Consider the following 25,894-nt stretch of genomic DNA (forward strand, 5'->3'; position numbering starts at 1 on the left):
CCCTACTCTTGTATTTCCAAATAGAGGATACGGCCACAATGAGGGCAAGTTGTAATCTCTTCAGCTCTTATAACATCAGCATAAATTTTATCGCTTATAAGCATATTACAGCCCATACAAGCTTGATCTTCAACTGCTACAACTGTGCTATTTTTAGCCCATCTGCGGATTTTTTGATAAAAAGCTAAACCTTTTTGGTTCATTTCAGATATTAGTTTCTCTTTTTTCATAAAAACATCTTGACGAGAGTTGTTGATTACTTCAAGTTTTGCATCAACTTCTTCTCTAACAGATGTCAAGTTAGCTTCTAAATCAATAAGTGATTTTTTTGCCGCTTCAACTTGCTCTGTTTTTAAATCTATAATTCTCTCAAGTCTATCTATCTCTTCATTTGCAAAAGTTACCTGCTCTTTAGCAATTTCTTCTTCAAGCTGAAGTGATTTCATCTCTCGTTCTGTTTTTATCTCGCCACTTTTTTTACTATTGTCACTTAATTTTTTAGAAAGATCTTGAAGGTGCATCTCATTTTTTTGTTTTTTGATCTGCTCATCTTTAATCTCTTTTGTAAGATTTTCAACATCTGAATCAATACTCTGTTTTTTAGCTAAAGCAGCTTCTAGTTTGTATCTTGCTTCTTCTATTTGAGGCTCAAAAGCATCTATCTCTTTATCTATTTGTGACAAGCTTACTAGCTGTTTAATATGTAGGTTCATTAATCTCCTTTTAGATTATTGCGCTACCTTTTACTTAAATATAAGTAAAAGGATTTTTTGATGATGAAATTATAGCTTCTAAACCTAAATTTTTCAAATGAAGCGATAAAATCTCCGCAAAAAATCTCTCACTCTCAAAATGTCCTATGTCTATAAGTGAGATGTTTATGCTTGCTGCTTCCATTGCGTCGTGGTATTTAATATCTCCTGTTAAAAAGCAGTCAGCATCTATAGATTTTAACAACGAACAGCCGGAACCAGTTACCAAAGCCGCCCTTTTTACAAAATCTGAACTCTTTACACACTTTGCAAAAGGAAGCGAAAAGACGCAAGAGACTTTTTTTGCAAAAGAGTCAAAATCTTCATTTACCTCCAAATATGCGACAAAACCATCTTTGTGTGAGATTTTATATCCCAAAACTTTGGTTGCAACATAATCATTTAGATGTGTTTGGTCAAAATTTGTGTGCATCGCAATATTTGAGATGTTTTTTTGTACCATTTTTTTAATCAAATTTGCAGGATATTTACTAAATTCCAACTGCTTAAGTCCACCAAATATAAGCGGATGATGCGTTATAAGAAGTGAGTTTTCCTCCATCGAATCAACTAGTGCTTCATCAACATCGATACTTAGGACTATTTTTTTGACATCTTGATTAAAATCACCAATAAGTAGTCCTGAGTTATCCCAAGACTCCTGAAGAGAAAACGGCGATAGATTGTTTAAAAAATCATATACTTGTGATATTTTCATTAAGTTCGCTCCGTAGTGGCTATATTTATGTATTAGCAGTTAAAGTATTGTAACCGAACAATTTTAAAAAAAATATACTAAATCATATACATTATCTGTCTACTTCGCTCATAGTTTTTAAGTTCCGTTAATGGGATGTTAAATATATCGCGCACTTTCTCCTGTTTTTCTTTCCAGAAAAGATTCAGCACATCGTTGTCACTTTGGATTACGCCATCATTGCAAAGGCCTCCCTCTAGTGCATTGATAATATCATATATCATTATCTCTTTTGGGTCTTTTTGAAGCATATAACCGCCGCTAGCTCCTCTAACGCTTTTTACAAGACCATCTCGTTTTAAAATAACTAAAATCTGCTCAAGATAATTTTTAGGAATATTTGCTTTATCTGCAATCTCTTTAATTTGGATAGCTACACCCTTATCACTTTGCATAAGTTGATACATTGCGGCGAGTCCATATTTGCCCTTTGAGCTTATTCCTGACATAGCGGATTCCTTAAATTATATTGAAATGTCGTAATATTTGATAAAATTTACAGCCTATGCAGTAGTTAAAAAGTGCTTCCAACCCAGCGCATACAGCCAGAATTATAGCAAAAATAGTTGCGACATCACTTAATCCTAAAACTACACTCACAACAATAATCAATGCAAATACAAATCCAATCTTTGAAGCAAAAAGCTTAGGTCCAGAATCTATAAGCAACTTCTTGATAGCAAAAAATTTTAACACTCCAATAGCAATATGCACAAGAGGGCTTAACTTTGGAGATATAAAAAGCCTTACCGTAAAATCATATAACAATAAAAAAGGGATAGGACTCCATTTTGTACCAACAAATACCACAGCTATCAATGTAATGAGTAGTGCTTGAATTCTAATCTGATTTTCATTGATTTTACGAAAATTAACAGGACATGCTTTTGCCAAAATGCTATCCTAACGCTTTTTTAAGATCAGCAATCAAATCAGCACTATCTTCAAGACCTATGCTTAGTCTTATCATTCCGGGCCTAATACCAGCTTTTAGCTGCTCATCCGTTGCAATCTGCTGGTGTGTAGTTGAAGCAGGATGTATAATTAGTGATTTGGAATCCCCTATATTTACAACGATAGAAAATAGTTCTGTTTTGTTTATCAACTCTTTCGCGGTGTCAAAATCTTCAACATCAAAATTAATAAGTCCACTAACATGCCCTTTAGGAAAATACTTTTTAGCTTTCTCATGTTGAGAATCGCTCTCAAGCCCAGGATAACTTACATTTTTTACTTTTTTATGAGATTTTAAAAACTTTGCAACATCAAGTGCATTTCTTGAGTGCTCTTTCATGCGTATATGAAGTGTCTCTAAGCTCTGAATCAAAAGCCAGCTATTAAATGGAGCCGGAGTGGCGCCTATATCGCGGAGCAGATTCAACCTCACCCTTAAAGAAAATGGTGGAAATGGAAGATCCGTATATACTAAACCATGGTAGCTTGCATCTGGTTCATTAAAGTGACTATATCTGCTGCTGTCCTTAAAAAAATCTCTAAGTCCGTCTCTCTCAACTATTACGCCGCCCAAAGCAAGACCTTGTCCTGAGATATATTTACTTGTGCTGTGCACAACTATATCAACGCCATGCTCTAGTGGGTTTAAGAGTGCAGGAGAGGCAACTGTATTGTCACATATAGTCAAAATTTTATGTTTTTTTGCGATATTGACAATACCATCTATATCAGCGATAGTAATTTGCGGATTAGATATGCTCTCAAAAAATATGGCTTTTGTCTTATCATCTATCAATGCTTCTAGAGTTGTTGGATTATCCACATCAAAAATTTTTGCAGTTATTCCAAAACGCTTCATTGTATGAATCGTAAGTGTTACTGTTCCACCGTAGAGTTTATTTGATATAAGTATATTGTCACCAGCCTCTGCAACATTTGCTAACGAATAAAAAATTGCTGATTGTCCACTTGCTGTAGCAATAGCAGCAACTCCTCCTTCTAGTGCAGCGATACGCTCCTCTAAAAGATTAGAGGTAGGATTTGCAAGTCTTGTATAGATATTACCTAACTCTTTTAATGAGAAACGATTAGCTGCCTGCTCTGCGCTCTCAAACTCGTAAGAGGTACTCTGATAAATAGGAGCAGCCATTGTCATGTTAGAATCCTTGTTATATCCATAATGAATAGCTATTGTATTTTTGTCCATGTTGACTCCTTTAATTTATTAATAGAAGTATAGATAAATAAAAGATTAATGTCAAGTAAACTACTCTGTATTGTTGTTATTAAATAATTATGTTAGCAAACCTAGTGCAGGCAAGGGTTTAAAGTGGTTTGTTGTAACTTTGTAATGCAATATTTTGATTATTTTTATGTGCAAGAAGTTTTAATTTAAAAATAATTGCATAAGTTTTTTGAGTGACTTCAAGTTAATTTTACCAACTCAGCACTAGCTTCCCTAAAGTCTGGATCAATCTCTAGGGCTTTTTTATACATCTCTTTTGCTCCATCAATTTTTTGCATATCAACTAAAAGATTTCCATAGTTATAGTATGTTATTTTGTTTTTGTCATCGAGTGCCAGTGAATCATCAAGATGTATTTTTGCAGATACAAATTCGCCGTTTGCTCTATAAACACTCGCTATTGAGTTATGTATAAACTCATTATTTTTATCAAGTGAAAGTGCTTCTTTATAGTACTTTAGTGCCTCAGTGTTGTTATTTTGCTTTTGTAAAATATATCCTGTTTTAAACAAAATCTCTGAATCATCTGGTTTTTTAGTGGCTGCTTCACTAAGCAGTTCAATTGCTTTTTTCATATCGTTTGCCCCAAACGCCTCATCCGCCTGCTCCACTAAACTATGCGCATCAAAACTAGATGACAAAGTATCACTTTTTACCTCTGGGTCTTGAAGTCCCTGAACATGCTCGTAAATTCTATATGCAAAATAAGCAGAAATTGCCAATAGTACTATTTGAAAAATCGTCATTAAATATCCTTTAAACTTCTAGCGACATCTCGCTTCATATCTTTTTCTTTGAGGTCATTTCTCTTATCATGCAGCTGTTTTCCTTTTGCGATTGCTATCTGAATCTTTACGATATTTCTATCATTAAAGTAGAGTTGAAGTGGCACAATAGTGTACCCATCTCTCTCAACCGCTTTTATCAGTTTAGCAATCTCTTTTTTATGAAGAAGCAGTTTTCTACTTCCTCTTTCTTCATGTGTGTAGAAGTGATGTGTTGTCTCAAGTCTTCCTATGTGAGCATTAAAAAGTATCGCTTCGCCTTTTATAAAACGGATAAAACTATCTTTTATGTTTACTCTTGAAGCCCTGATACCCTTAACTTCGCTTCCCTGAAGAACCAAGCCTGCTTCATATTTCTCTTCTATAAAATAGTCAAAAAAGGCTTTTTTATTTTTTGCTATTGTCTCGCCCATTATCTCTCTCTTTTGTCTTTTGCTTTAAAAAAACTGCTTCCGCTGCCGCTAAAATAGTATCCATCTTTTACATAACTCTTTAACTCGCTATACTCATAAAGAGCAGGCTTAAAAAGGTCGTTTGCTTCGTCTGCACTCATGCTTTCGAGCACCTCTAAAGAGCTCATTTTTTTTAACTCTTGCACTTTAGTATCATCTACAGGAGCATAAAAATTTTCTCTATACGCTTTGTAAACCCTAGGTGTGCTTATCTCTAATTTTGGAGTATATATCTCAAAATCAAGCGCATCTTCTTTAAACTCTTCTACGATTTCTCCGATTCCGCTTACATTTGCACTCTCATAATCATAAACAAAAAATGCAACATCTGCTCCAATGTTTGAACCAATAACAGCTAACTCATCTCTACTTAGCCCAAGAGCTAGGATTTCGTTGCACATTTTTAGATATGTTGCTGCATCACTACTTCCACCACCAAGCCCTGCGAACGCTGGGATTTTTTTCTCTACATGAATGGCATTTTTTTTCATAAAGTCTATAAGAGGTTGCGACAAGGTTACATCTAGTAGCGCTCTGTATGCTTTATATATCGTATTTTGCTCAGTTGTGCAGGAAAAATCGCCAACTATCATAAACTCATCACTCTCTTGTTTTGCCTCAAACCAAAGCTCATCATAAAGCGAATTTACTCTAATAAACCTTGAGATTATCTCATGATAAGCATCTCTTTTACCAGTTATTTTCAAAAAGATATTTACTTTAGCATAGGCTCTATAGTTATTCATAATACTATTTTTTGATAAAAGAACTTAAAAGGTTTAACTCATCCGGCGTCATCTCTTTAGAAGAAGCAATGTTTGCATCTTTCACATCATCAAGCAGTTCACTTCTGACAATAGAGATATTTTTTGGAGCATCTATGCCAATCTTTACAACACCCTTATCAATAGATATGATTTTTATGATTATGTCGCCGTCCAAAACAATCGACTCATCCAATTTTCTAGCCAATACTAACATTTAATCCTGCCTAATTCGTATTTTACTTCTCTGTCAACTACCCTTATAATCGAGATAGCGTCCTCATTTTCAAGCCAATAATACCCATCTTCTTTAGTTTTTAAATCCTCTAAAGCAAGAACTCTTCCATATTTTAGGTTATCACTATTACCTATATAAAAATTTTGTGACATATTTAGAGATTTTTTGATGTCTAAAATTTCCTCATCATTGTAGCGAAATTGTCCCTCTCTTAGTCTCTCCAAGGCACTAAGACTTCCAGAATCCAATCCAAGTCTAGTTGCTATGATTTTACCAAGTGAGCGGATATATGTCCCCTCTGAAACAGTGGCTTCAAAGGTTACAAATGGATGGCAATAGCTAATGAGCTTCGTCTCGTAGATAGTTGAGTCTATTTTGTTTAGCGTAAACTCTTTACCAGCTCTTGCTAAGTCGTACGCTCTTTGCCCATCTATACGCTTTGCACTAAATATTGGCGGATCGTACTTAAGTTCGCCTTCTAAAGATTTGACAGCAGACTCAACTCTCTCTCGGTCAAACTCTTTTAAAATCTCAACGCTCTCTATCATCTCTAGGTCCAGCGTATCGCTCTTTGCGCCCAGCCAAAGGGTTGCACGATACACTTTTGGCGTTTTATTTAAAAAACGAAATAGCTTTGTGTAGGTTCCAAAACCAACTAGAAGCACACCTTTTGCAAATGGATCAAGAGTTCCAGAGAAACCAGCCTTTTTTACGCCGTATTTTCGTTTTATTTTTGATAAAAAAAGATTTGAGCCAATATTTGTTGGCTTGTACGCAACAAAGAGTCTGTTCATAACTTCTCAACAAATGATGCCAAAATATCTCGTGGTGTTCCTGCGAAATTGATACTTAGCTTAACTTCTCTACCTGCCTTGCTAACGCCACTTACTCTGCCAGTTCCAAAGATTTTATGACGAACAAGATCTCCTTTTTTAAAAGCACTGTTTTTCTCAACTATCAAAGAGCCTTCGCAAAGTCCAGCTTCGTTGAAAAATCGACTTTTTTGAAGTTCGCTTCTTCGTCCTTTGTAAAATCTACTACCAGCATGAGAGAGAGTCAAAGTCTCTTTTGCCCTTGTAATCGCAACATAGCCAAGCCTTCTCTCCTCTTCAAGGTTGCTACCATCGCCAAGCAGAGGCAAAAATCCCTCTTCCAGCCCTATGACAAATATATGATCAAACTCCAAACCTTTTGAGGCATGGATGCTCATCATGTATATACTCTCTCCCTCAACCTGATCTTGATCACTTTGGAGAGTTAGTTCATTTAAAAATTCATCTAGAGATGATTCAGGATGGTTTTTGACAAAATCTCTGAAAAGTCCATAAAACTCATCCATATTTAAAATTTTCTCTACCTCATCTGGCATGCCCTTGTAGATAGTTTTAAGGCTAAAAGTATCTTCTAGTGTATCTATAAAGTTATAAACCGACTCATTAACCGTTTTTGCAACAGCCTGTATATCTTTGATAAATTTTTTAACAGTTTTTGCGTTTTTGGCTTTTATAAGAGCTTCCAAATCAGCAATCGGCACTTTTTTGATATACTCAAATATCGATGTATTATTTGCGTGAGCCGCTAACTCTAGCTTATCTACACTCGCTTTTCCTAATCCTCTTTTTGGTTTATTGACTATGCGTTTAAATGAAAAATCATCATGAAAATTTGTTATAACTCTTATGTAGCTAATCAAATCTTTTATCTCTGCTCTATCATAAAAGCGTAATCCGCCAACAAGTTTGTAGTTTATACCGGAACGATTAAGTCCCTCTTCAACAGAGCGACTTAAAACATTGACTCTATAAAGTATCACTATATCCCGCGCTCTTACACCAGAGTTTAGAAGTTTTGTGATTTTTAGAGCTATTTTTCTTGCCTCTTCACTTTCATCATTTGAGTTTAAAACAATGACCTCTTCACCACTTCCACGAGTCGGAATAAGCTGCTTTGATAGTCTTGAACGATTATGCTCTATTAAAGAGTTTGCAACTTTAAGAATTGGCTCTTTTGAGCGGTAGTTCTCTTGAAGTTTAAAAACTGAAGTGCCTATGAAATCTTGATCAAACTCTATGATATTTCTTACATGAGCCCCACGCCAGCCATAAATACTCTGATCATCATCTCCAACCACACAGATATTGTTGTGAGCACTACAAAGTTTTTGTAGAAGTTTTAGCTGCAACTCATTTGTATCTTGATACTCATCAACCATAATGTAGCGGTATTTGAGCGAGGTTGCGTTTGCTAGATCTGGATTTTCATCTAAAAGTCTATATGTCAGAGCAATCAGATCATCAAAATCCACAAGATTATTCTCCAGCAGATAAGCTTCATACTCTTCATACACTTTTGCAATTTGTTGATAGTTAAAAAATTCTGCTTGCTTATAAGCATCATCTGGGGTTAGTAGCGAGTTTTTGTATCTTGAAATCTCACTCGCTATTAACGGCGTTGCTAACTCGGCATTTATTTTTTTTATGATTTTTTTCTTATCATCTGTATCTATTACTACAAAATTGTTTTCTCTGCCAAGAAGATGGATGTTGAATTTTAAAAAAAGCAGACCAAATTTATGGAAAGTACACAGTAGTGGTGGGTAAGAGGCGTCACTCATCATCTCATTGGAGCGCTCGCGCATCTCTTTGGCGGCTTTATTTGTAAAAGTAAGAGTAAGAGTGTTTGACGCAGGAATTCCGAGTACTTCTATGAGATAAGCTAGACGAGAGATAATAGTGGTAGTCTTGCCGCTTCCAGCTCCAGCTAATATTAAAACTGGACCCTCAGATTTTCTGATGGCCTCTGTCTGCGAATTGTTTAATTTTCCAAAAATTTTTTCCATTTTTTACCATTACATAATATTTAATTTGTTTTATTATATCTAAAAAAAAGATATAAGTTATTACATAACTATTGCTTTAATTATAATTATCAGTTATACTTTTACTTATTATTTGAACTTATAGGAATTATTATGTTAAACGATTTCGCTAAATTAGAGACTTTTTTAATGGTTATCAAAGAGAAGAGTTTTTCAAAAGCCTCAGCAAAACTTGGCATATCTCAACCAGCAGTTACGCAGCAGATAAAATTTATAGAAGAGTATCTTGGCACGAAAGTTGTTGATAGAAAGAAAAATGGGATTATTTTAACAAAAGAGGGCGAGGATCTATATAGAATTGCTATGAGACTTGAAAAAGCAATATTGAGCAGTGAAAAAGATTTACTTAAAATCATCAACAAAGATTTTACTTTCTCTATTGGCTCATCAAATGCAATTGGTAACTACATACTTCCAAACTATCTTGGTGAAATCAAAAAAAGAATCAACAACAATATCTACATGAATGTTGCTTTATCAGCAGAGGTTATAGACCAACTCGAAGATAAAAAAATAGATTTAGCTCTTGTTGAATCTCCCGTCTTTAGAGATGGAATCACATATAGAGAGTGGGTTGTGGATGAGTTGGTTGTATTTTCAAATCAACCAATCAAAAAGCATCTATCGGCTGATGATTTGCTATGTTTTGACTGGATTTGCAGGGATGAAAATTCACATACCAGAAAACTTACAAGCGAGGCTTTTGAGGAGATGGAAGTTCAGTGTAGTAACTTCAATGTACTAGGTATTTTAGGAAGCCCAACTGCAATAAAAGAAGCAATAATGTTTGCAGATAGAAATAGCGAGAGACCAATTGTATCGGTTATGTCAAGACATGTAATTGCTCAGGAGTTAAAAGAGGGTAGACTTTTTGAAGCTAGGCTTAAAAACTACAAGCTAGAGAGAAATTTCTATATTGCATACCTAAAAGATAGAAAACATGATGCTTTTGTTGATAATGTGGTAACATTTTTACTATCCATAAATAAAATATAAGCAAAAGTCAACAAAAATAAATTTTGTTGACTTATTTTTTTAAAAATTTTGAATTCTCTGGATTTGATAAAAAAGAGGTCATTGAGTTCTCAACTCCGCATACATCTGTTTTAGCTTCTTTGCTAGTCTCTTGCTTATAGTTTGATAAATTTATAAAAATTGGTGTCTCATCTACAATAATCTGAACAATATCTACCATTGGAACGCTCACTACACTCCCAAAGTTATCAGCTCCAAAACCAGCCTCAAAAACTAAATCATCCTCAACAATTCTTGCTGTCTCAAATGTATAGCCTGCCAAAAAGAAGAGTGTCATTAATCTAAACTCATCTTTTATGGATTTTGGAAGCTCTGGATCAAATACCACTCTATCTATCTTACAGAGCACTCCAAAGTTTTGCTCTCTCTCAAATAGATAAATTACTAATTTTTCTATACTATTTTGCATCAGTTTTGCAAATTTTTTATCTTCAATTATTCTCTCTAACAAAATATATCCTTTTTATTTTGCATAATTATATCAAAATCTATCATGGCGTTTAAAAGAGCTACTTTTGTAAAATTTTTAATATCTTCAGCGTATATATCAGCTTCAAATATTTTACCATCATCAAGTAGTCTCGCCCTTGTTACTCCCATAAGCAGTGGCTTTCTTGGCGTAATCCACTTGCCCTTATCCCAAAAAGCAATATTTGCGATAGTTGTGTCTGTTACTAAATTATCTCTAATTATCAAGATATCATCGCACTTGTCTCTAAGCTCAAAAAGGTCGTTAAGCCCTTTTCTACTCTCATATTTATATCCATAATCTATATCATTACAGTTAATAATTCTCAAGAAGTTTATATCTCTTTTTTTATATTCATGATATGTCACACATATTGTATGTGGAGATTTTGTTATATCATAGACCAATCGACATCTATATACTCCATCTTTTGGTGGATCTATAAAATTCCTTAAATCATATTTTATTTTTATACTAAAATCGTTCAATGTTTTTTCATATCTTTTTTGATGATACTCAAGATGGTATATTTTTCCATTAACCGCCTTTATTGTCTCAAAAAAGATTTTATTCACCAAAAAGTTCTGTACTTAGATATCTCTCGCCAGTATCACATAAAATCGTGACGATAGTTTTATTTTTAAACTCCACTCTTGAAGCGATTTGCATCGCTGCATAAACATTTGCTCCAGAAGAAATTCCAACAAGTAGACCCTCTCTTAACGCTAACATTTTTGCTGTATTTATCGCATCTTCATTGCTCACTTTTATAACTTCACTATAAATTGCAGTATCCAGTATTGATGGTATAAATCCAGCTCCAATCCCTTGAATAGCATGTGCACCAGCTGCTTCACCAGAGAGAACAGCTGAGTTCTTTGGCTCAACCGCAATTATAGCAATAGATGGGATTTCATCTCTTAAAACTTTTGCCGTGCCACTTAGTGTCCCGCCTGTTCCAACAGCAGCAACAAAAACATCAATTTTTTTATCTGTGTCTTCTAAGATCTCTCTTGCTGTTGTTAGCGCATGAATTTCTGGGTTAGATGGATTGCTAAACTGCTGAAGAACTATGGTGTTTGGCATCTCACGGCTAAGCTCCTCTGCTTTAGATATTGCTCCGCTCATACCCTCTTTGGCTGGAGTTAATACAAGTTTTGCACCAAATGCTTTTAATAGTTTTCTTCTCTCAATACTCATAGATTCTGGCATAGTAAGTATGAGTTTTATGCCCTGCGCTGCACAATTTGCCGCTAACGCTACACCAGTATTTCCACTAGTTGGCTCTATAATTGTTGTCTCTTTTGTGATTAGTCCACTCTCCTGTGCTCGTCTTATCATATTGAATGCGGTTCTATCTTTAACTGAACTCGTAGGGTTCATAAATTCACATTTTGCAACTATATTTGCACTGCTCTCATTGGATGCCCAGTTCAATCTAACAAGTGGCGTATTTCCGATAAGTTCTGTTATATTTTTTGCAATTTTCATAAATAATCCTATAAAGTTATTAAATAGAGTTCATTTATTTTATGAAAGAACTCTATTATTTTTATGTTATGCTACCAAAAAAATTATAACAAGAGGCTATTATGTACCTACACAAAAAGTTAAATTTAGTTGAAACAGTGGCACAAAAAGCAGGTAAAGGGGTATCAATGAGGATGTTATTATCTTCAGAGGAGACGCCAAACTTCGCTATGCGCAATTTTATTATTGAAGCTGGTGGACATATGCCACTTCATACGAATGCGATTGAACATGAACAGTATGTTATCTCTGGCTCTGCATTGGTTCAAATAGGTGATAAAAAAGTAACGGCTGAAGCTGGAGATATATTTTTAATTCCAGCAGGAGTTTCTCATAGCTACGAAACCATAGGGGATGAGAGTTACAGTTTTTTATGTTTGGTTCCAAACAAAGAGGACTCCATAGTTTTAGTTGGCTAGGCTTAGTTACTCTGCCAGCCTAGAGCAGTTAACTATAGAGCATCACCATCATCAAGAAGTTTAAGTTTTAGGACATGTCTCTCTGTGATTACAGTCTTAAACTCACCTTCAAAAACTTTTATATCATAAACAAAACCAACTACATGCACATTTCTTTTTCGCCCCTCTTTATGGCGAACTTTAGCAGTAAAATTTACTATATTTCCAATTTTTACAGGTGATAAGAACTGACATTCACTTCCAACCAAAACTACATTTCTCTCATTTACTGCAAGCATTGCAGCATAATCCGCTGCACTAAAAATAAATCCCGCATGAACCAAGCCATGCTCATCAACCACCATCTCTGGAACAGTTGTTAGCATGAGCTCAACATACCCAGCTTCCATTTTCTGAATCTCTCCACAAAGCTCACCATTTATTCTCTCGTGAGTTCTTAAAAGAACGGTTGTTTTACCAGAGGTTTCCTCAAGATGCAACTCATCTAAATCAATATCATCTTCAGTATCTTTTTTTAATTTCACTTCTTATCCTTAGTAAGTCTAACATAGACTCTAGCAGGAGCATCATAACCCTCTACTGTTTTTGTTTTATCATTTTCATCTAAAAAATTCTCTAGGGATTCGCCTTCAATCCAAGAAGTTTTTCTCTGCTCATTTGAGTCTGTTTTAGAACGCTCAAGAACCTCAAAGCCACTAAATCCAGCCCTTTTACACCAATTTTTAAGAGCTTTTATTGTCGGAACAAAATAGACATTTGGTATCTTTGAATAAGATGACTCGGGACATAAACAAAACTCGCCCTCGCCCTCTATATAAAATGTGTCTAAAATAACTTCACCACTATTTTCTAATCCCTTATAGAGTGATTTTAACATCGCAATAGGATCGCTTCTGTGATACAAAACACCCAAACAAAATATAAAATCAAACTTTTTTTCGTAAAACTCCAGATGCTCAACACCAAGTAGTTCATAAACAATTTTACTCTTTACAAAATGATTTATAAAATCAAACTGTGTTTTAAATAGAGGCGATGGATCAAAACCAACGAGCAGTTTTGGCTTATCTTCTTGCATTCTAAACATATAGTAGCCATTGTTGCAACCTATATCGGCAACTCTCTTATCTTTTAAATTAAAATGTTTACGAAGAAGATTGTATTTGACATTGCTTCTCCACTCAGAATCTATATATGTGTCAAAAAGCACAAATGGACCTTTTCTCCATGGCATCATAGATTTTGCAATATCACGAAGCTTCAAGAGATCTTTATACTCTCCACCAATCTCAATAGCATCACCCAGATTGACCTCAAAAGAACCATCTTCAAGGTCGTTTAACTGCTCACGGATGGGAGCAATATTTTTCCATCCCATCCATTTTTCTCTCTCTGCTCTTACGCTATCTATATTCATTGTTGTGCTTTATCTTAATTTTTTTTAATTATAATTGTATCCAAATAGGGAGTTTTATGCGTTTAGAAAAAAAAGCGACTGTTGTCTCAACTTCAACAGCAGCGCTACTTGTTATCATAAAAATGACAGTTGGAATTTTTAGCGGTTCTATTGCCGTAATGGCATCTGCGATTGACTCGTTTTTAGATCTTATCATCTCATTGTTTAACTACTTTGCTCTTAATAGCGCAGAAAAAGATCCAGATGACAAGTTTCACTTTGGACGAGGAAAAATTGAACCCATGGCCGCCGTTATGGAGGGGATAGTAATCTCGTTTTCTGCGTTTTTTATACTCTTTCAGGCACTCTCAAAATTTATAGATCATGAGCCAATGAGTGGAGTCAATGAGAGCATAATTGTTATGGTTGTCTCTTTTGTAATCACCGCTTTTTTGGTTATTTTCTTAAATAATGTTGCTAAAAAAACTGGCAATATGGTCATAAAAGCAGATGCTCTTCACTACAAAACAGACCTGCTCTCAAACGGAGCAATTTTGTTTGCTCTTGGAGTCATTGCTTATACTGGAGAGTACTTAATAGATCCAATATTGGGTATATTAATTGGATTGTATATGATTTACTCATCTGTTCCAATCATCAAAGAGGGAGTTTTAATGCTTCTTGATGCAGCGCTAACCCAAGAACAGATGCAGGATATTGTAAATATACTTGAGAGCGAAAAAGCGATAGTAGCTTTTCATGATTTAAGAACAAGAGAATCTGGCTCGCATATATTTATCTCATTTCATGCAGTATTTAATATAAGTATCTCTCTCTATGATGCACATGCAATCTCGGATAAAGTAGAAGCAAAACTAAGAGCTCTATTTGAAGATAAAAAAGTTCACATACTTATACATATGGATCCATACGATGACTCAGAGATAAATGAGGTAGAAGATCTTTACTGATTATGCGCTAAAACGAATGAGTCCGTTTTAGCGGGAGGGGCTCGTTCGTCCCTTCCAACCTCCTAAAGCTACGAAAAACTAGTTTTTCGAGAATTACAAGGAATTATTAATAAGTTTGTTTTTCTAAAGAAACTTCCTTTTGGCGGGAGAGACTCTTCTTTTATTTAGCAAACTCTATTGCTCTGCTTTCTCGTATAACACTAACCTTTATCTCGCCTGGATATTGGACTTTTGCTTCTATGTCTTTTGCTATCTCTTTTGCCACCAAAATAGCTTCATCGTCGTTAATAAGCATAGCATTAACTAAAACTCTAACCTCTCGTCCAGCATTTATAGCATATGCCTGAACAACTCCCACTCTGCTTGTTGCTATCTCCTCTATCTCTGTTACTCTCTTTAAAAAACTCTCTAAAACTTCCCTTCTTGCCCCAGGTCTCGCTGCAGAGAGGGCATCGGCTGCACAAACAGCTCCACACTCAATTGATAGTATCTCTTCTTGACCATGATGTGCATAAATAGCGTTTATAACTACACTATGTTCATTATAACGATTACAAATAGCAGCACCTAAATCAACATGGCTTCCGGCATGATCATGCGTCAACGCTTTACCTATATCATGCAAAATTCCCGCTCTTCTAGCAAGTCTAGCATCGCCGCCCATCTCAGAGGCCATAATGCCCGCCAAATAAGCAACTTCTAGTGTATGAGAGAGTGCATTTTGTCCATAGCTAGCTCTATATCGAAGTTTCCCTATAAGTTTAACGAGCTCTGGATGCATAACTCCAATATCCAAATCAGCCACTACATCTTCACCTTCAGTAAGTATTGCTGTTTCAAATTCATCACAAACTTTTGTGTAAATTTCCTCTATTCTAGCTGGTTGAATTCTTCCATCTTCTACAAGTAGCTCGATTGTTTTTGTTGCAATTGCTCTACGATAGAGGTTAAAACTACTTACAATAATTGCTTTTGGAGTGTCATCAATGATAATATCAACACCAAGCGTTGACTCCAATGCTCTAATATTTCGACCCTCTTTGCCAATTATACGACCTTTTAGCTCGTCATCATTTAACTGAACAATGCTTGTAAGTTTCTCTGCTGCAAACTCTCCTGCATATCTACTTGTGGCTTGAGCCAAAATATAGTTAGCTCTTTTTTTTGCCTCTTTTTTTGCCTCATTTTCATATCGTCTAACAATATGCGCTATCTCCGCACGAGACTTCTCTTCAACTTTTTCAAACAAAATAGCCTGCGCCTCATCTTTTGTCATTCCCGAATAGTACTCAATCGTGTGAAAAACTTCATCAAGTTTCTCTTCATATCTCTTTTTTAGTAGCTCTAAAGATTTCTCATTTCTTTGCAAATCAACTTTTTTAGCTTTTAGTGCGCTCTCTTCATCATAAAGTTTCTTCTCTTCATTTTGCTTATTGCGCTTAAAACTCTGCTCTTTTCGTACAATATCATCTTCTCTTTGGCTTAAATCTGCTCTTGCTCTGTCTCTTGCACTTTCATACTCTCTCATTGCCTCTAGCTCAATCTCTTGGGCTTTTATATTGGATTTTTGAAGCAGTATGTGCGCTTCGTTTTCTATTGCTCCAGCTTTTGCCTTAGCTTTTTCTATATATATATCAAAATTAGCATTAGTTATTTTTTTAGAGATAATAAATCCAACAAGTCCACTAACTGCGGTTGCAACACCACCTACTAGCATCTCATGTAACATTTTATTTCCTATTTCTAGCCATATACATCATAACTTTTGGTGCGATTAGTAAATCACAATCTATATCATAATCATCACAAATAAACTCTTTTGTGTAACAAAACTCCGATTGTACAAAAATTATATATGCTCTTTTTTTTAACTTCGCAAAGAAACGATCATACATCCCTTTTCCAAAGCCTATTCGTTGTAATTTTCCATCAACACCAACAGCTGGCACTACGGCTATATCAATTTTTTTAATATTTCTTAGACTATTTCCCGCCTCATAAATACCAAATTTACTTTTTTTGAGCGGTAATCTAAATGGTACCATCTTAAAACTTTCGCCTTGCATAAGCGGTATAAATAGATTATATTTTTTACGAAAAAGATTGGTTGTTTTTCTTATATCAGCCTCAAAAAGAAGTGGATTAAAGAGAAGTATGTTTTTGGCTTTTAGCTTTTTAACCACTTTTTGTAAATTAGCGTTAATTTTTGATTTTTTAAATTGTAGATTTCTAGTTTGGTTTTTTTTTAATCTTTTAAGACAATCTTCTCTGAATGTTGTTTTTGTAAGAGGCATATAAATTCTTTATGGTTATAATTTCGCTTATTCTACTCTAAAAACAGAAAATAAGGTTGCACTAATGTTCAAAAAAACTATTTTAATTATCTCAACTCTCTCCATATTCTTGCTTGGAGGTTGCTCTAAAAAAGATGACGCCAATGATATGGTTTCAAAAAACGAGTTCGTTTTAACTGGACTTGACAAAAAAGAGTATGTTGTAAAACAGCAGGGAAGTGGTTTTGTGCTTGATGGCGCAAAAGGGAAAATAGTAATTTTTGATATTTTTGCGACTTGGTGTCCACCTTGTCAGGATACAGCATCTCATCTTACCTCACTTCAGGAAAAATTTAAAAATGATGTTATTATTATTGGATTGACTATTGAGGATAAAGTTGCAAACTCAAAACTAACAGAATTTGCAACTAAAAATCATGCTAAATATATCTTAGTAAACTCTGACCAAAATCGCAGATTGAGTGACGCTATCGTCAACGAGCTAAAACTAGGAGAGAGATACCCTATCCCTTTGATGGTTTTATATAAGGATGGAAAACTGGTTAACCATTTCGTTGGTGTAACTGAAGAGGAATTTATAGAGAGTGAGATTAAAAACGCTCTAGGCAAATAGATATGTTTAGTTTTATAAAAAACTCTCTATCAAAAACTGCGGAAGCCATAAAAGCTATCGTTCCAAAAAAACAGCTCTCTTTTTCAAAAGAGGAGCTTGAGGAGATTTTGCTTGAGGCGGATGTTGAGTACTCTTTGGTTGAAATAATCCTAAACGAAATCTACCAAAGCAAAATAACAAGAGATATTCTTCGCTCAAAACTTCTAGCAACTCTCGCCTATACATCTTATAAAGAACCAGAGTTTAAGGCGCCTTTCGTTGAGTTAATCATCGGAGTAAATGGAGCTGGCAAAACTACAACTATCTCAAAACTAGCATCAAAATATAAAAATGAGGGCAAAAAAGTTTTGCTAGGTGCAGGAGATACTTTTCGTGCCGCTGCGATTGAGCAGTTAACACTCTGGGCAAAAAAACTTAATATTCCAATAGTTGCATCAAAACAAGGACATGACAGCTCTGCAGTTGCTTATGATGCAATTGACTCAGCAAAGGCAAAAGGGTATGATCATGTAATCATTGACACGGCTGGAAGACTCCACACTCAAACAAATCTAGCAAATGAACTTAAAAAAATTCATCGTATTTGCGAAAAAGCCCATAGCGGTGCGCCTCACAGAACTATTTTGATTTTAGATGGAACCCAAGGCAACTCCGCCATAGCTCAAGCAAAAGCATTTCATGAGATGGTTGGAATCGATGGTATCATCATCACAAAACTAGATGGAACCGCAAAAGGTGGAAGTGTATTTAGCATAGCTTATGCACTTGAACTACCAATTCTCTATGTTGGAACAGGAGAACAACCAGAAAACCTAGTGCCATTTGATAAATATGAGTTCGTTGATGGTTTGCTAGATGCTATTTATGAAGAGTAAAATTAAGCGCATTAAATAGTTATATTCTCCAAATGCCAAATTTTCATTGGTGTTACAATCAGTGCATCATACGCATAATCCATATTTAAACCATTTTTTTTAAGATAAATATCTCCGGTTTTTATGAGTTTGGAGAGTTTTTTTGGGGTTATGTTTTGGATGGCCAGTTCGTAATCAAGAGCACTTTTTACCTCTACAAAGTGAAGTACTTTATCTTTTATGGCTATGATGTCTATCTCCCCAAAGCGGGAGTAAAAGTTTCTCTCTATGATACTAAAGCCGCTCTCTTGTAGGAAGCTATATGCTCTATCCTCGGCGAGATTTCCTTTTTCTCTGCTCATCCAACTTTAGCACTCAACTATTTCTACTTTTATGGATTTGAACGCGGCAGTCAATATCAGCTCATCGCACTTGTCACCAAATAGGGCATTTACTTTTGATTTAGCATGATGAAATGTTACAAAAAGTGTTTTAGGCTGGACTTTATCTGTTAGTTTTATCCTAAGTGGAGTTGTTTCGCCAAATTCAGTTTTTAAGATAATGTGAGTACCTCTAAAATCATCAGAATCTCCCTCATAAACCAAGAGAATATCCTCATCATAACGACTATTTAGGCTCTCGCTCTGCAAAGTTTGTGCCGCATTGTTATAGTGAGCTATGACTCTTCCCGTCGTTAGATGGTAGCCTGATAACTTTTTATCTACAATCTCTTTAACCATACCACGGAGTTTGTATTGATGATAATGAAATTCGCCCAAACCATCATCAGTTCTAAAATCTAGTTGATGTAAAATCGGCGTATCTTCTGTATGAACTGGCCATTGGAGGCCTCTTTTTCTATGTCTCTCAAGGCGAGAGTATGAAGCACCGCTAAAACGGCGATATGCTACCTCTCTTACTTCATCCCAGATATCATTTGAGTTTTTGTAAGAAGCAGTTCCGCCCATTTTGTTATCTAACATCTGCAACACTTCCCAATCATCTGGCAAATCTGACTTTACAAGTGGCTGAGATAGATGCAATCTTCTCATAGCATTTATATAAACACCCGTCTTTTCATAAGCGGATTTCACGCCTATGACAATGTCTGCTTTTTTAGCAATATCAGTCATAAATAGTTCTTGAACCATAATAAGCTCTAAATTTTCCAAAGCTCTATCTATTTTGTTTAAGTTTGGGTGGATGTGAGCTAGATCTTCACCTATGTTTAAGACTGCTTTTACACGATTTTCAAGCATCTCGTCCACAAGCTGAGGAGTCATTAGCCCTATCTCTTTTGGCACCTGATAATCTGGGTCAAAGTATGGAAGCATTCCCATATCACAAGCTCCTTGAACATTGTTTTGTCCACGAAGAGGCATAAGTCCGGCACCAACTCTACCTATATTTCCAGTCATTAGAGCTAGATGCGTTATCGCCATAACCGCGTAAGAGCCATCTAGATGCTCGGTGATTCCAAGCCCCCAAAATATCATTGACTTTTTAAGTGCATATTCACGGGCAACTTTTGGAATTATCTTGCTTAGTTGCTCATACCCTTTAATATTTTCAAAATATTTTGGATTTGCGTATGGGTCGTTTATAATTTTTTCTTTAAACTCAGCGAAGCCTTTTGTTCTCTGGGCAACAAAATCAGTGCTATAAAGCTCTTCATCTATAATCACAAACGCCAACATATTTAAAACTAGCAGATTTGCTTCATGTGGCATTATTGCCTTATATTTCGCAAAACGGTGAAGCTTAATCTCTCTTACATCAAATACAGCCAGATTGTCATGCGCCCTTGCTACATCCAAAATGCGATTTGCAATTATGGGGTGAGCTTCGGTTGTATTTGAGCCAATAACTATCATAAATTCAGTGTTGTATATATCGTTGTATGGATTTGTGGCAGCACCTTCGCCGATGGTAGTTTTCATACCTTTTAGTGATGGCGAGTGGCAAACTCTGGCACAATTATCGACATGCGGTGAGTTTAGAGTGTGACGAGTGAATTTTTGAAAGAGATAGACACTCTCGCATGAAGTTCTTGCTCCGCCGATTGAGCAGATACTTTTTTCTCCGTAGCTAGCTTGTATCTCTTTTAGTTTCATAGCAGTAGCTGTTGTAGCGCTATCTAAAGTGGTTTCATACCAAGTTTCATCTAGTTCTACAAGAGTTGAAAAGATTTTATTTTTAATAGAAGGATTTTTATCTAAGAAGCTTTTTTTTATTCTAGGGGTTTTTAATCTCAGAGGAGAATCAACAAAGTCAAAACCATATTTGCCTTTTATGCAGAGTTTTCCTTGTGAGACAACCCCATCTGGACGAGCAAAAATATTCTTGATTTTATTTTCTGCTACATCTACACTTGCTGCAATATCACAACCAACGCCACAATAAGTACACACGCTATCTATTGTTTTAATATTTTCCATTTATGAAACTTCCGGATTTTTTCGAAGATTTTATCATTTTTCTCTTAAAGTGATTGATGAAAAAAACTAAAGAGAAAATGACTTAGATTTATATAACTCTAATCATTACAGGTTTAAAGTTCACAAACTCTAACTCTGCAATACGCTCTATCATATTTTGTATATCTTTTTCTACTGCAATATGCGTGGAGATTAGCAGATTCGCGCTATCTTTAGATGCCGGTCGTTGCAACATGGTCTCAATCGAGATGTTGTTCTCTTCAAAAATTTTACTGATTTTTGCCAATACGCCTGTTTTATCAGAGACATTTATACGAAGATAGTATTTTGATGTTATTGTATCTATGGATTTTAGCTTTAACTCACCCTCAAGCGGTTTATCAAAGCCAAGCATGGGCTTGCTTTTTCCACTTCTTGCGATATCTATGATATTTGCCACAACAGCAGATGCAGTCGCATCGCCACCAGCACCAGCACCATAGTAAAGAGTCTCTCCAACCTTATCTCCAACAACGCTGATGCCGTTCATAACGCCATCAATCTTTGCTATCATCTCATCTTTGCTAATCAAACAAGCATGAACTCTAAGCTCAACTTCGTTGTTAGTTTTTCTAGCAATTCCCAAAAGTTTTATCGCATAACCAAACTCTTTTGCGAATGCTATATCATCGGCGCTAATATTTTGGATACCCTCAATCAAAATATCTTCTGGCTTAGCATCAATCCCATAAGCGATACTAGCAAGGATTAGGAGTTTATGAGCCGTATCAAACCCGCCAACATCAAAAGTTGGATCAGCCTCTGCGTAGCCTAACTCTTGCGCTTCTTTTAGTATAGCATCGTACTCAACATCCTCATTCATCATCTTTGTAAGCATGTAGTTACAAGTGCCATTCATAATGCCCATAATTGACTTTATATGGTTAGCAGAGAGACCATCACGAAGCGCGTTAATAATAGGAATACCGCCGGCAACACTAGCCTCATACTCAAACGCCATATCTTGCGCTATATCTTGAAGTTCGTATCTGTGGTATGCCAAAAGAGCTTTATTCGCTGTTACGACTGCTTTACCGCTTCTGAGTGCTTTTTTTACAACCAAAAATGCCTCATCAACGCCACCCATAAGCTCAACAACAATATCAATCTCGCTATCATCTAAAATATCATCAACATTGTCGCTTAAAATTATTTCTAAACCTCTATCTTTAGAGAGATTTTTAACAACTCCGCTCTTTACAACTATGTCAACTCCAGCTCTTGCAGATATAATGTCGGCATTATCTTTTAGTATATTTATAACACTTTTTCCAACTGTTCCAACACCGATTATACCTACTTTTATCATCTTAACTTCCTACTTATTCTCTGTCTCAAACTGTTTTAAAAAATCTTTTACATTTCTTGCTGCTTGACGAATTCTATTATCATTTTCTATAAGCGCAATACGAACATACTCATCACCATACTCTCCAAAACCAATCCCTGGAGCCACTGCAACATGAGCCTCTTTTAGTAATCTTTTTGAGAACTCAAATGAGCCAAGGTGCATAGCACACGCAGGAATCTTTGCCCAGATAAACATACTTGCTTGATTTTTTCTCATAGGCCAACCAATTTTGTTAAACGCTTCTAAAAATACATCTTGACGATGCTCATATTTGTCTGTAATATCTTGTACGCACTGCTGATCACCGTTGAGTGCGACCGTTGCCGCAACTTGAATCGGAGTAAACATACCGTAATCAAGCCATGATTTTATCTTCTGAAGAGCGCCTATAAGTTTTTTATTTCCAACAAAAAAGCCAACTCTCCATCCAGCCATATTGTAACTTTTTGAGAGAGTAAAGCTCTCAACTGCAACATCTTTTGCACCAGGAACACTCATAATAGAAGGCGTTTTATAACCTCCAAAAGAGATGTCTCCATAAGCGATATCGCTTATAACATAAAATCTTTTCTCTTTTGCCATAGCGACAAGACGGACATAAAACTCTGGCGTAACGGTTGCTGTTGTTGGATTATGCGGAAAATTTACCAAAACATATTTTGGTTTTGGTGTACTCTCTTTAAAAACTTTCTCTAAATCTATAAAAAATTGGTCTTCGTCAACTTTATAATCTTCATCGAACTTCAGAGCAAATTTAACAACATTTCCACCTGCAAGAATAAAAGAGTATGAGTGAATTGGGTAGGTTGGGTCTGGAACAACTATAACATCTCCAGCGTTAGTAATGGCGTAAGCAAGGCTAGTGTATCCCTCTTTTGAGCCAATAGTAGCAACACATTCTGTGCTTGGATCAAGATCACAATCATAACGACGCTTGTACCAATCAGAAATAGCACTTAAGAGCTTCGGAATACCCTTTGATGCAGCGTAGCCATGGGTCTTAGTTTTTTGAGCAGACTCTATAAGTTTTTCACGGATATGCTCTGGTGTATCGCCATCTGGATTGCCCATAGAGAAATCTATAACATCAGCACCATTGCGCCTCTCAGCCATTTTAAGCTCATTTACTTCTGCAAATACATATTTTGGGAGTTTTTTTATTCTATCAAACTGAATTTCATCAAACATTAAAGTTTTCCTATTTAAAAATTGGGCAATTTTAGCGTAAAATAGCTATGTTTACTACTATAATCATCTTATAAAAGCTGGTAAAAAATTACTATTTTTCACCTCTTGAAGTTAAGACCAGAGAATCCTTAATATTTTTTAGCGTGTAAATATCCGAAATTTTAATGTAATAAACATCTTTTTCTATATTAAAGCTAACTTTTCTCTTTTTCTCATCTTCTCTTACAACTCTCAAAAGTTGTAAATTTTTATCATAATAAGATATATATGGGAACCAACTATTTCTATCAGAACTCTCTATCTCAAGCTCTTTTATCCCTGAAACATCAAGCCAATAGGCATATAGGGACCTCTTTAGGGCAACGCCTTCTCCATCTATAAGTTTTTTTGTGTCAATTTTTGCATCTCTCATATCAACAACATAAGTCCAATCGGTTGCGGATTCTCTTATAATATCTGTGATAAAACAGTTGTTTTTTTCCAGCTCACTACTCAACAAAACAGGATCTGTGGCGTATTCGGAAGTTAGACTAATCTTCCATAAGAAATCTTTATCTTTTAAACTAGACTCTTTTGTTATATATTTGTAGTAGCCAATATTTCTAAGTGAATCACTCATAATCTTCATAAAAAGTATAGTTGTTCCATCTGTCTTAAATGAGAGATTTATCTCTGATGGTTGCTTGAAAAACAGATTTATTAACCCTCTGTTTTTTAGAGTTTTTATAATTTTTACTGAATCCACACTATCATTTTCCATATAAAAATCTTTTTTAGGAGAAAGGATGGTCTCTAAAAAAACTCTATCTTTTGTAAATAGTTTTGGGTCTATAAAGCTAACTGCTTTCCTCATTAAAATGTCATCACTCCCTACCGCTAAGTTTTCAGCAATAGCAAGTGAAGAGAAGAGAAAAAAAGTTAAAAGAAGTTTTATCACAAAGCACCTTTACCTAATGCTTTGTACTCATCAAAAGAGATCTCTTTTAGCTCTTTGTTTTTATATAGAAGATGAAGTCTCTCTTTTTTTGAAAAATCTTTAATAACTCCGTTAATCTCTATACCAACAAACCCATGTCCAAAGGATAGTGCCCAATCTTTGTTTGGATCTAGAACTAACTCATCAGAAAAAGTTTTACTACTCTTTTGTGATGTGTTTAAGTCCACAAAACCAACCCACACTTTGTATCTTGGGACTATTTTAAAGGATTGCGCTGCATCTGGTTTTTGATCTTTTGCTGCTATGGTTTTGTTTTGATCTTTTACTAGTTGCGCATGATCTATAATTATGGCTGTTTGATTCTGCTCGTTTGTTACTACTGTTTTATTTTGCTCATTAGAGATATTAGCTTCATTAGAAACCGCATAAATATTGTTTTTTGCACTCTCTATAACTCTGTTATCAACCACCTGTGTCTCACTGTATGAACTACTCAGTGATCTTATACTTACGAATGAGAAGAGAATAAACAACACTAAAACCACAGATATATATATAGGCTTAAAGTTTCTTTTCTTCTTTTGTGTAAATGTCTTATAATTTTCAGCTTCTCTATTATATTTTACTTTTGTACCAAAATACTCAAGCCCTCTATTTCTAAGTCCTTCAAGCTCTACGCCATACTCTCTCTCAAGTATCGATAAAAACCCAAGAAATTGAACTTGATGCATATCTTCAAAATTCTCATGGAAAATAGCTTGAATATATTTGGTTGATATATGAGTTGTTTCATGAATCTTCTGAACGCCGATACTTTTTAGCTTATCCAAACCAATACTCATTATCTCATCCTATCCATTAAAATTGCTCCGGCTGCACTAACATTTAAAGAGTTAAATTCGTGAGACATTTTTATACTTACTATCTCGTTTAACTTAGAACTAACTCTTGCACAAAGACCCTCGCCCTCGCTTCCAAAAACAAGAGCTCTTTTTTGTTTAACTTTTACATCTCTCACATCAGTGCCACCCATATCGGCACCATAAGTATAAAAGCCGGACATCTTAAGGTCGTTTATGACATCATGAATATTTGTCTCAATGCAAAAAGGTATATCAAAAAGCACTCCAGTGCTAGTTCTGATGATTGCTTCTAATGGAAGTGATTTTACTCCGCAAGCAATAACGCCATCAACACCTAGAGCATAAGCAGTTCTAATGATTGCACCAATATTTCCAACATCCGTCAGTCCAGATAGCACAACTATGAAATCACAATTTAAAAGCTCTCTATAATCACGAAGTTTATACTCATCAACTTCAGCCAAGATGCCCTGATGAGACGCATTTTTGCACATTTTACCTGCTGCGTCAGATGGGATTCTTTTTATCTCAAAGCCCATTTTCATAAGCCTAGAGTACTCTTTTTTTTCAATCTCTTTGGCGATATAAAGAGTTTTGATTTTTTGTGGATGATTGTCAATCATATAGTTGACTGGTTGTTTTGCGTATATTAACATGGGCGTATTTTATCC

At 35.4% G+C, this 25,894-nt stretch carries 30 protein-coding genes; 5 read left to right on the forward strand and 25 right to left on the reverse strand.

The features are described 5' to 3' along the window. Positions 1 to 2: 2 nt before the first annotated feature. The 11 genes from PHV22_RS05105 to PHV22_RS05155 all read right to left on the reverse strand — a co-directional run bounded on the left by PHV22_RS05105 (position 3) and on the right by PHV22_RS05155 (position 8,787). On the reverse strand, positions 3 to 713 hold the full coding sequence (locus PHV22_RS05105; protein WP_295022001.1) for a zinc ribbon domain-containing protein: 711 nt from the start codon (positions 711 to 713) through the stop codon (positions 3 to 5). A 34-nt stretch (positions 714 to 747) separates the two neighbouring features. Then, the gene (locus tag PHV22_RS05110; protein WP_295021999.1) at positions 748 to 1,470 is read right to left on the reverse strand and encodes a Nif3-like dinuclear metal center hexameric protein; all 723 of its coding nucleotides are present in this window, start codon (positions 1,468 to 1,470) and stop codon (positions 748 to 750) included. Positions 1,471 to 1,547: 77 nt separating this feature from the next. Next, entirely contained in the window at positions 1,548 to 1,958 is a 411-nt protein-coding gene (locus tag PHV22_RS05115; RefSeq protein ID WP_295021998.1) for an Rrf2 family transcriptional regulator, read from the reverse strand. 10 nt (positions 1,959 to 1,968) lie between these two features. Then, positions 1,969 to 2,403, reverse strand: coding sequence for a DUF4395 domain-containing protein (locus PHV22_RS05120; RefSeq protein WP_295021996.1), 435 nt, complete (start codon positions 2,401 to 2,403; stop codon positions 1,969 to 1,971). Between the two features lie 4 nt (positions 2,404 to 2,407). Next, entirely contained in the window at positions 2,408 to 3,670 is a 1,263-nt protein-coding gene (locus tag PHV22_RS05125; RefSeq protein WP_295021995.1) for an O-acetylhomoserine aminocarboxypropyltransferase/cysteine synthase family protein, read from the reverse strand. Positions 3,671 to 3,888: 218 nt separating this feature from the next. Continuing rightward, entirely contained in the window at positions 3,889 to 4,455 is a 567-nt protein-coding gene (locus tag PHV22_RS05130; protein ID WP_295021993.1) for a tetratricopeptide repeat protein, read from the reverse strand. After that, positions 4,455 to 4,907, reverse strand: a complete 453-nt coding sequence (gene smpB, locus PHV22_RS05135; RefSeq protein WP_295021992.1) for an SsrA-binding protein SmpB — start codon at positions 4,905 to 4,907, stop codon at positions 4,455 to 4,457. The genes PHV22_RS05130 and smpB overlap by 1 nt, the downstream gene beginning before the upstream one ends. After that, entirely contained in the window at positions 4,907 to 5,692 is a 786-nt protein-coding gene (locus tag PHV22_RS05140; RefSeq protein ID WP_295021991.1) for a 4-(cytidine 5'-diphospho)-2-C-methyl-D-erythritol kinase, read from the reverse strand. The genes smpB and PHV22_RS05140 overlap by 1 nt, the downstream gene beginning before the upstream one ends. A gap of 4 nt (positions 5,693 to 5,696) precedes the next feature. After that, positions 5,697 to 5,927 (reverse strand): carbon storage regulator, encoded by a 231-nt coding sequence (locus PHV22_RS05145; protein WP_295021990.1) that lies wholly within the window; start codon positions 5,925 to 5,927, stop codon positions 5,697 to 5,699. Next, a complete protein-coding gene (truB, locus tag PHV22_RS05150; protein WP_295021989.1) occupies positions 5,921 to 6,742 on the reverse strand; it encodes a tRNA pseudouridine(55) synthase TruB in 822 nt (273 codons plus the stop codon). The genes PHV22_RS05145 and truB overlap by 7 nt, the downstream gene beginning before the upstream one ends. After that, positions 6,739 to 8,787, reverse strand: coding sequence for an ATP-dependent helicase (locus tag PHV22_RS05155; RefSeq protein ID WP_299946177.1), 2,049 nt, complete (start codon positions 8,785 to 8,787; stop codon positions 6,739 to 6,741). Before PHV22_RS05155 ends, truB begins: the two co-directional genes overlap by 4 nt. Positions 8,788 to 8,919: 132 nt before the next feature. On the opposite strand from PHV22_RS05155, the gene PHV22_RS05160 reads away from it, so the two are divergent. Beyond that, entirely contained in the window at positions 8,920 to 9,822 is a 903-nt protein-coding gene (locus PHV22_RS05160) for a LysR family transcriptional regulator (protein ID WP_299946180.1), read from the forward strand. Between the two features lie 31 nt (positions 9,823 to 9,853). On the opposite strand, the gene PHV22_RS05165 is transcribed toward PHV22_RS05160, so the two are convergent. Genes PHV22_RS05165 through cysK form a run of 3 tightly spaced genes read right to left on the reverse strand, consistent with a single transcriptional unit; the run spans position 9,854 to position 11,821 of the window. Next, entirely contained in the window at positions 9,854 to 10,312 is a 459-nt protein-coding gene (locus PHV22_RS05165) for a hypothetical protein (RefSeq protein WP_295021983.1), read from the reverse strand. Further along, entirely contained in the window at positions 10,306 to 10,905 is a 600-nt protein-coding gene (locus PHV22_RS05170; protein WP_299946184.1) for an aminotransferase class IV, read from the reverse strand. The genes PHV22_RS05165 and PHV22_RS05170 overlap by 7 nt, the downstream gene beginning before the upstream one ends. Beyond that, positions 10,898 to 11,821: a cysteine synthase A gene (gene cysK / locus PHV22_RS05175; RefSeq protein WP_299946187.1), complete on the reverse strand. Its 924-nt coding sequence runs from the start codon at positions 11,819 to 11,821 to the stop codon at positions 10,898 to 10,900. Before cysK ends, PHV22_RS05170 begins: the two co-directional genes overlap by 8 nt. A 167-nt stretch (positions 11,822 to 11,988) precedes the next feature. Here cysK and PHV22_RS05180 point away from each other — a divergent pair, with 167 nt between their 5' ends. Then, positions 11,989 to 12,279, forward strand: coding sequence for a cupin domain-containing protein (locus PHV22_RS05180; protein WP_299946190.1), 291 nt, complete (start codon positions 11,989 to 11,991; stop codon positions 12,277 to 12,279). Between the two features lie 32 nt (positions 12,280 to 12,311). Here PHV22_RS05180 and PHV22_RS05185 read toward each other — a convergent pair whose 3' ends face one another. Both PHV22_RS05185 and cmoB read right to left on the reverse strand, forming a co-directional pair. Then, positions 12,312 to 12,803 carry a PaaI family thioesterase gene (locus PHV22_RS05185; RefSeq protein ID WP_295021975.1) on the reverse strand — a complete coding sequence of 164 codons (492 nt, stop codon included), beginning with the start codon at positions 12,801 to 12,803 and terminating at the stop codon, positions 12,312 to 12,314. After that, on the reverse strand, positions 12,800 to 13,696 hold the full coding sequence (gene cmoB / locus PHV22_RS05190) for a tRNA 5-methoxyuridine(34)/uridine 5-oxyacetic acid(34) synthase CmoB (RefSeq protein WP_295021973.1): 897 nt from the start codon (positions 13,694 to 13,696) through the stop codon (positions 12,800 to 12,802). Before cmoB ends, PHV22_RS05185 begins: the two co-directional genes overlap by 4 nt. A gap of 56 nt (positions 13,697 to 13,752) precedes the next feature. Between cmoB and PHV22_RS05195 the strand changes: the two genes are divergently transcribed. Beyond that, on the forward strand, positions 13,753 to 14,646 hold the full coding sequence (locus PHV22_RS05195; protein ID WP_295021971.1) for a cation diffusion facilitator family transporter: 894 nt from the start codon (positions 13,753 to 13,755) through the stop codon (positions 14,644 to 14,646). A 160-nt stretch (positions 14,647 to 14,806) separates the two neighbouring features. Here PHV22_RS05195 and rny read toward each other — a convergent pair whose 3' ends face one another. Together rny and PHV22_RS05205 are read right to left on the reverse strand one after the other, a co-directional pair. Then, positions 14,807 to 16,375, reverse strand: a complete 1,569-nt coding sequence (gene rny, locus PHV22_RS05200) for a ribonuclease Y (RefSeq protein WP_299946195.1) — start codon at positions 16,373 to 16,375, stop codon at positions 14,807 to 14,809. Between the two features lies 1 nt (position 16,376). Continuing rightward, positions 16,377 to 16,940: a 5-formyltetrahydrofolate cyclo-ligase gene (locus PHV22_RS05205; RefSeq protein WP_295021968.1), complete on the reverse strand. Its 564-nt coding sequence runs from the start codon at positions 16,938 to 16,940 to the stop codon at positions 16,377 to 16,379. 64 nt (positions 16,941 to 17,004) lie between these two features. Here PHV22_RS05205 and PHV22_RS05210 point away from each other — a divergent pair, with 64 nt between their 5' ends. Together PHV22_RS05210 and ftsY are read left to right on the forward strand one after the other, a co-directional pair. Continuing rightward, positions 17,005 to 17,553 (forward strand): TlpA disulfide reductase family protein, encoded by a 549-nt coding sequence (locus tag PHV22_RS05210; protein WP_299946198.1) that lies wholly within the window; start codon positions 17,005 to 17,007, stop codon positions 17,551 to 17,553. Between the two features lie 2 nt (positions 17,554 to 17,555). Next, positions 17,556 to 18,428 carry a signal recognition particle-docking protein FtsY gene (gene ftsY / locus PHV22_RS05215; RefSeq protein WP_299946201.1) on the forward strand — a complete coding sequence of 291 codons (873 nt, stop codon included), beginning with the start codon at positions 17,556 to 17,558 and terminating at the stop codon, positions 18,426 to 18,428. A gap of 11 nt (positions 18,429 to 18,439) precedes the next feature. On the opposite strand, the gene PHV22_RS05220 is transcribed toward ftsY, so the two are convergent. The 7 genes from PHV22_RS05220 to rlmB form a co-directional block, all read right to left on the reverse strand. After that, a complete protein-coding gene (locus PHV22_RS05220; protein ID WP_295021962.1) occupies positions 18,440 to 18,769 on the reverse strand; it encodes a YraN family protein in 330 nt (109 codons plus the stop codon). A 6-nt stretch (positions 18,770 to 18,775) separates the two neighbouring features. Beyond that, entirely contained in the window at positions 18,776 to 20,845 is a 2,070-nt protein-coding gene (locus PHV22_RS05225) for a molybdopterin-dependent oxidoreductase (protein ID WP_299946205.1), read from the reverse strand. An 88-nt stretch (positions 20,846 to 20,933) separates the two neighbouring features. Next, entirely contained in the window at positions 20,934 to 22,193 is a 1,260-nt protein-coding gene (locus PHV22_RS05230) for a homoserine dehydrogenase (RefSeq protein WP_295021959.1), read from the reverse strand. A gap of 9 nt (positions 22,194 to 22,202) precedes the next feature. Then, positions 22,203 to 23,423 (reverse strand): LL-diaminopimelate aminotransferase, encoded by a 1,221-nt coding sequence (locus PHV22_RS05235; RefSeq protein WP_295021957.1) that lies wholly within the window; start codon positions 23,421 to 23,423, stop codon positions 22,203 to 22,205. 91 nt (positions 23,424 to 23,514) lie between these two features. Further along, positions 23,515 to 24,360 carry a hypothetical protein gene (locus PHV22_RS05240; protein ID WP_299946209.1) on the reverse strand — a complete coding sequence of 282 codons (846 nt, stop codon included), beginning with the start codon at positions 24,358 to 24,360 and terminating at the stop codon, positions 23,515 to 23,517. Further along, positions 24,357 to 25,202, reverse strand: coding sequence for a hypothetical protein (locus tag PHV22_RS05245; RefSeq protein WP_295021954.1), 846 nt, complete (start codon positions 25,200 to 25,202; stop codon positions 24,357 to 24,359). The genes PHV22_RS05240 and PHV22_RS05245 overlap by 4 nt, the downstream gene beginning before the upstream one ends. Next, positions 25,202 to 25,879 (reverse strand): 23S rRNA (guanosine(2251)-2'-O)-methyltransferase RlmB, encoded by a 678-nt coding sequence (gene rlmB, locus PHV22_RS05250; RefSeq protein WP_295021952.1) that lies wholly within the window; start codon positions 25,877 to 25,879, stop codon positions 25,202 to 25,204. Before rlmB ends, PHV22_RS05245 begins: the two co-directional genes overlap by 1 nt. Positions 25,880 to 25,894 lie beyond the last annotated feature (15 nt).

Origin of the sequence: Sulfurimonas sp. (assembly GCF_028713515.1) — a bacterium.
In the GTDB taxonomy this organism is placed as follows: domain Bacteria; phylum Campylobacterota; class Campylobacteria; order Campylobacterales; family Sulfurimonadaceae; genus Sulfurimonas.

Coding starts and splice junctions, on each gene's coding strand:
- cysK (WP_299946187.1), bottom strand. CDS start 11,821: ATGAAAATTGCAAAAAATATAACAGAACTTATCGGAAATACGCCACTT.
- PHV22_RS05105 (WP_295022001.1), bottom strand. CDS start 713: ATGAACCTACATATTAAACAGCTAGTAAGCTTGTCACAAATAGATAAA.
- PHV22_RS05205 (WP_295021968.1), bottom strand. CDS start 16,940: ATGCCTCTTACAAAAACAACATTCAGAGAAGATTGTCTTAAAAGATTA.
- PHV22_RS05220 (WP_295021962.1), bottom strand. CDS start 18,769: ATGAGCAGAGAAAAAGGAAATCTCGCCGAGGATAGAGCATATAGCTTC.
- PHV22_RS05235 (WP_295021957.1), bottom strand. CDS start 23,423: ATGTTTGATGAAATTCAGTTTGATAGAATAAAAAAACTCCCAAAATAT.
- cmoB (WP_295021973.1), bottom strand. CDS start 13,696: ATGAATATAGATAGCGTAAGAGCAGAGAGAGAAAAATGGATGGGATGG.
- PHV22_RS05245 (WP_295021954.1), bottom strand. CDS start 25,202: ATGAGTATTGGTTTGGATAAGCTAAAAAGTATCGGCGTTCAGAAGATT.
- PHV22_RS05115 (WP_295021998.1), bottom strand. CDS start 1,958: ATGTCAGGAATAAGCTCAAAGGGCAAATATGGACTCGCCGCAATGTAT.
- PHV22_RS05110 (WP_295021999.1), bottom strand. CDS start 1,470: ATGAAAATATCACAAGTATATGATTTTTTAAACAATCTATCGCCGTTT.
- ftsY (WP_299946201.1), top strand. CDS start 17,556: ATGTTTAGTTTTATAAAAAACTCTCTATCAAAAACTGCGGAAGCCATA.
- PHV22_RS05225 (WP_299946205.1), bottom strand. CDS start 20,845: ATGGAAAATATTAAAACAATAGATAGCGTGTGTACTTATTGTGGCGTT.
- rlmB (WP_295021952.1), bottom strand. CDS start 25,879: ATGTTAATATACGCAAAACAACCAGTCAACTATATGATTGACAATCAT.
- rny (WP_299946195.1), bottom strand. CDS start 16,375: ATGTTACATGAGATGCTAGTAGGTGGTGTTGCAACCGCAGTTAGTGGA.
- PHV22_RS05180 (WP_299946190.1), top strand. CDS start 11,989: ATGAGGATGTTATTATCTTCAGAGGAGACGCCAAACTTCGCTATGCGC.
- smpB (WP_295021992.1), bottom strand. CDS start 4,907: ATGGGCGAGACAATAGCAAAAAATAAAAAAGCCTTTTTTGACTATTTT.
- PHV22_RS05230 (WP_295021959.1), bottom strand. CDS start 22,193: ATGATAAAAGTAGGTATAATCGGTGTTGGAACAGTTGGAAAAAGTGTT.
- PHV22_RS05145 (WP_295021990.1), bottom strand. CDS start 5,927: ATGTTAGTATTGGCTAGAAAATTGGATGAGTCGATTGTTTTGGACGGC.
- PHV22_RS05160 (WP_299946180.1), top strand. CDS start 8,920: ATGTTAAACGATTTCGCTAAATTAGAGACTTTTTTAATGGTTATCAAA.
- PHV22_RS05210 (WP_299946198.1), top strand. CDS start 17,005: ATGTTCAAAAAAACTATTTTAATTATCTCAACTCTCTCCATATTCTTG.
- truB (WP_295021989.1), bottom strand. CDS start 6,742: ATGAACAGACTCTTTGTTGCGTACAAGCCAACAAATATTGGCTCAAAT.
- PHV22_RS05195 (WP_295021971.1), top strand. CDS start 13,753: ATGCGTTTAGAAAAAAAAGCGACTGTTGTCTCAACTTCAACAGCAGCG.
- PHV22_RS05140 (WP_295021991.1), bottom strand. CDS start 5,692: ATGAATAACTATAGAGCCTATGCTAAAGTAAATATCTTTTTGAAAATA.
- PHV22_RS05130 (WP_295021993.1), bottom strand. CDS start 4,455: ATGACGATTTTTCAAATAGTACTATTGGCAATTTCTGCTTATTTTGCA.
- PHV22_RS05125 (WP_295021995.1), bottom strand. CDS start 3,670: ATGGACAAAAATACAATAGCTATTCATTATGGATATAACAAGGATTCT.
- PHV22_RS05155 (WP_299946177.1), bottom strand. CDS start 8,787: ATGGAAAAAATTTTTGGAAAATTAAACAATTCGCAGACAGAGGCCATC.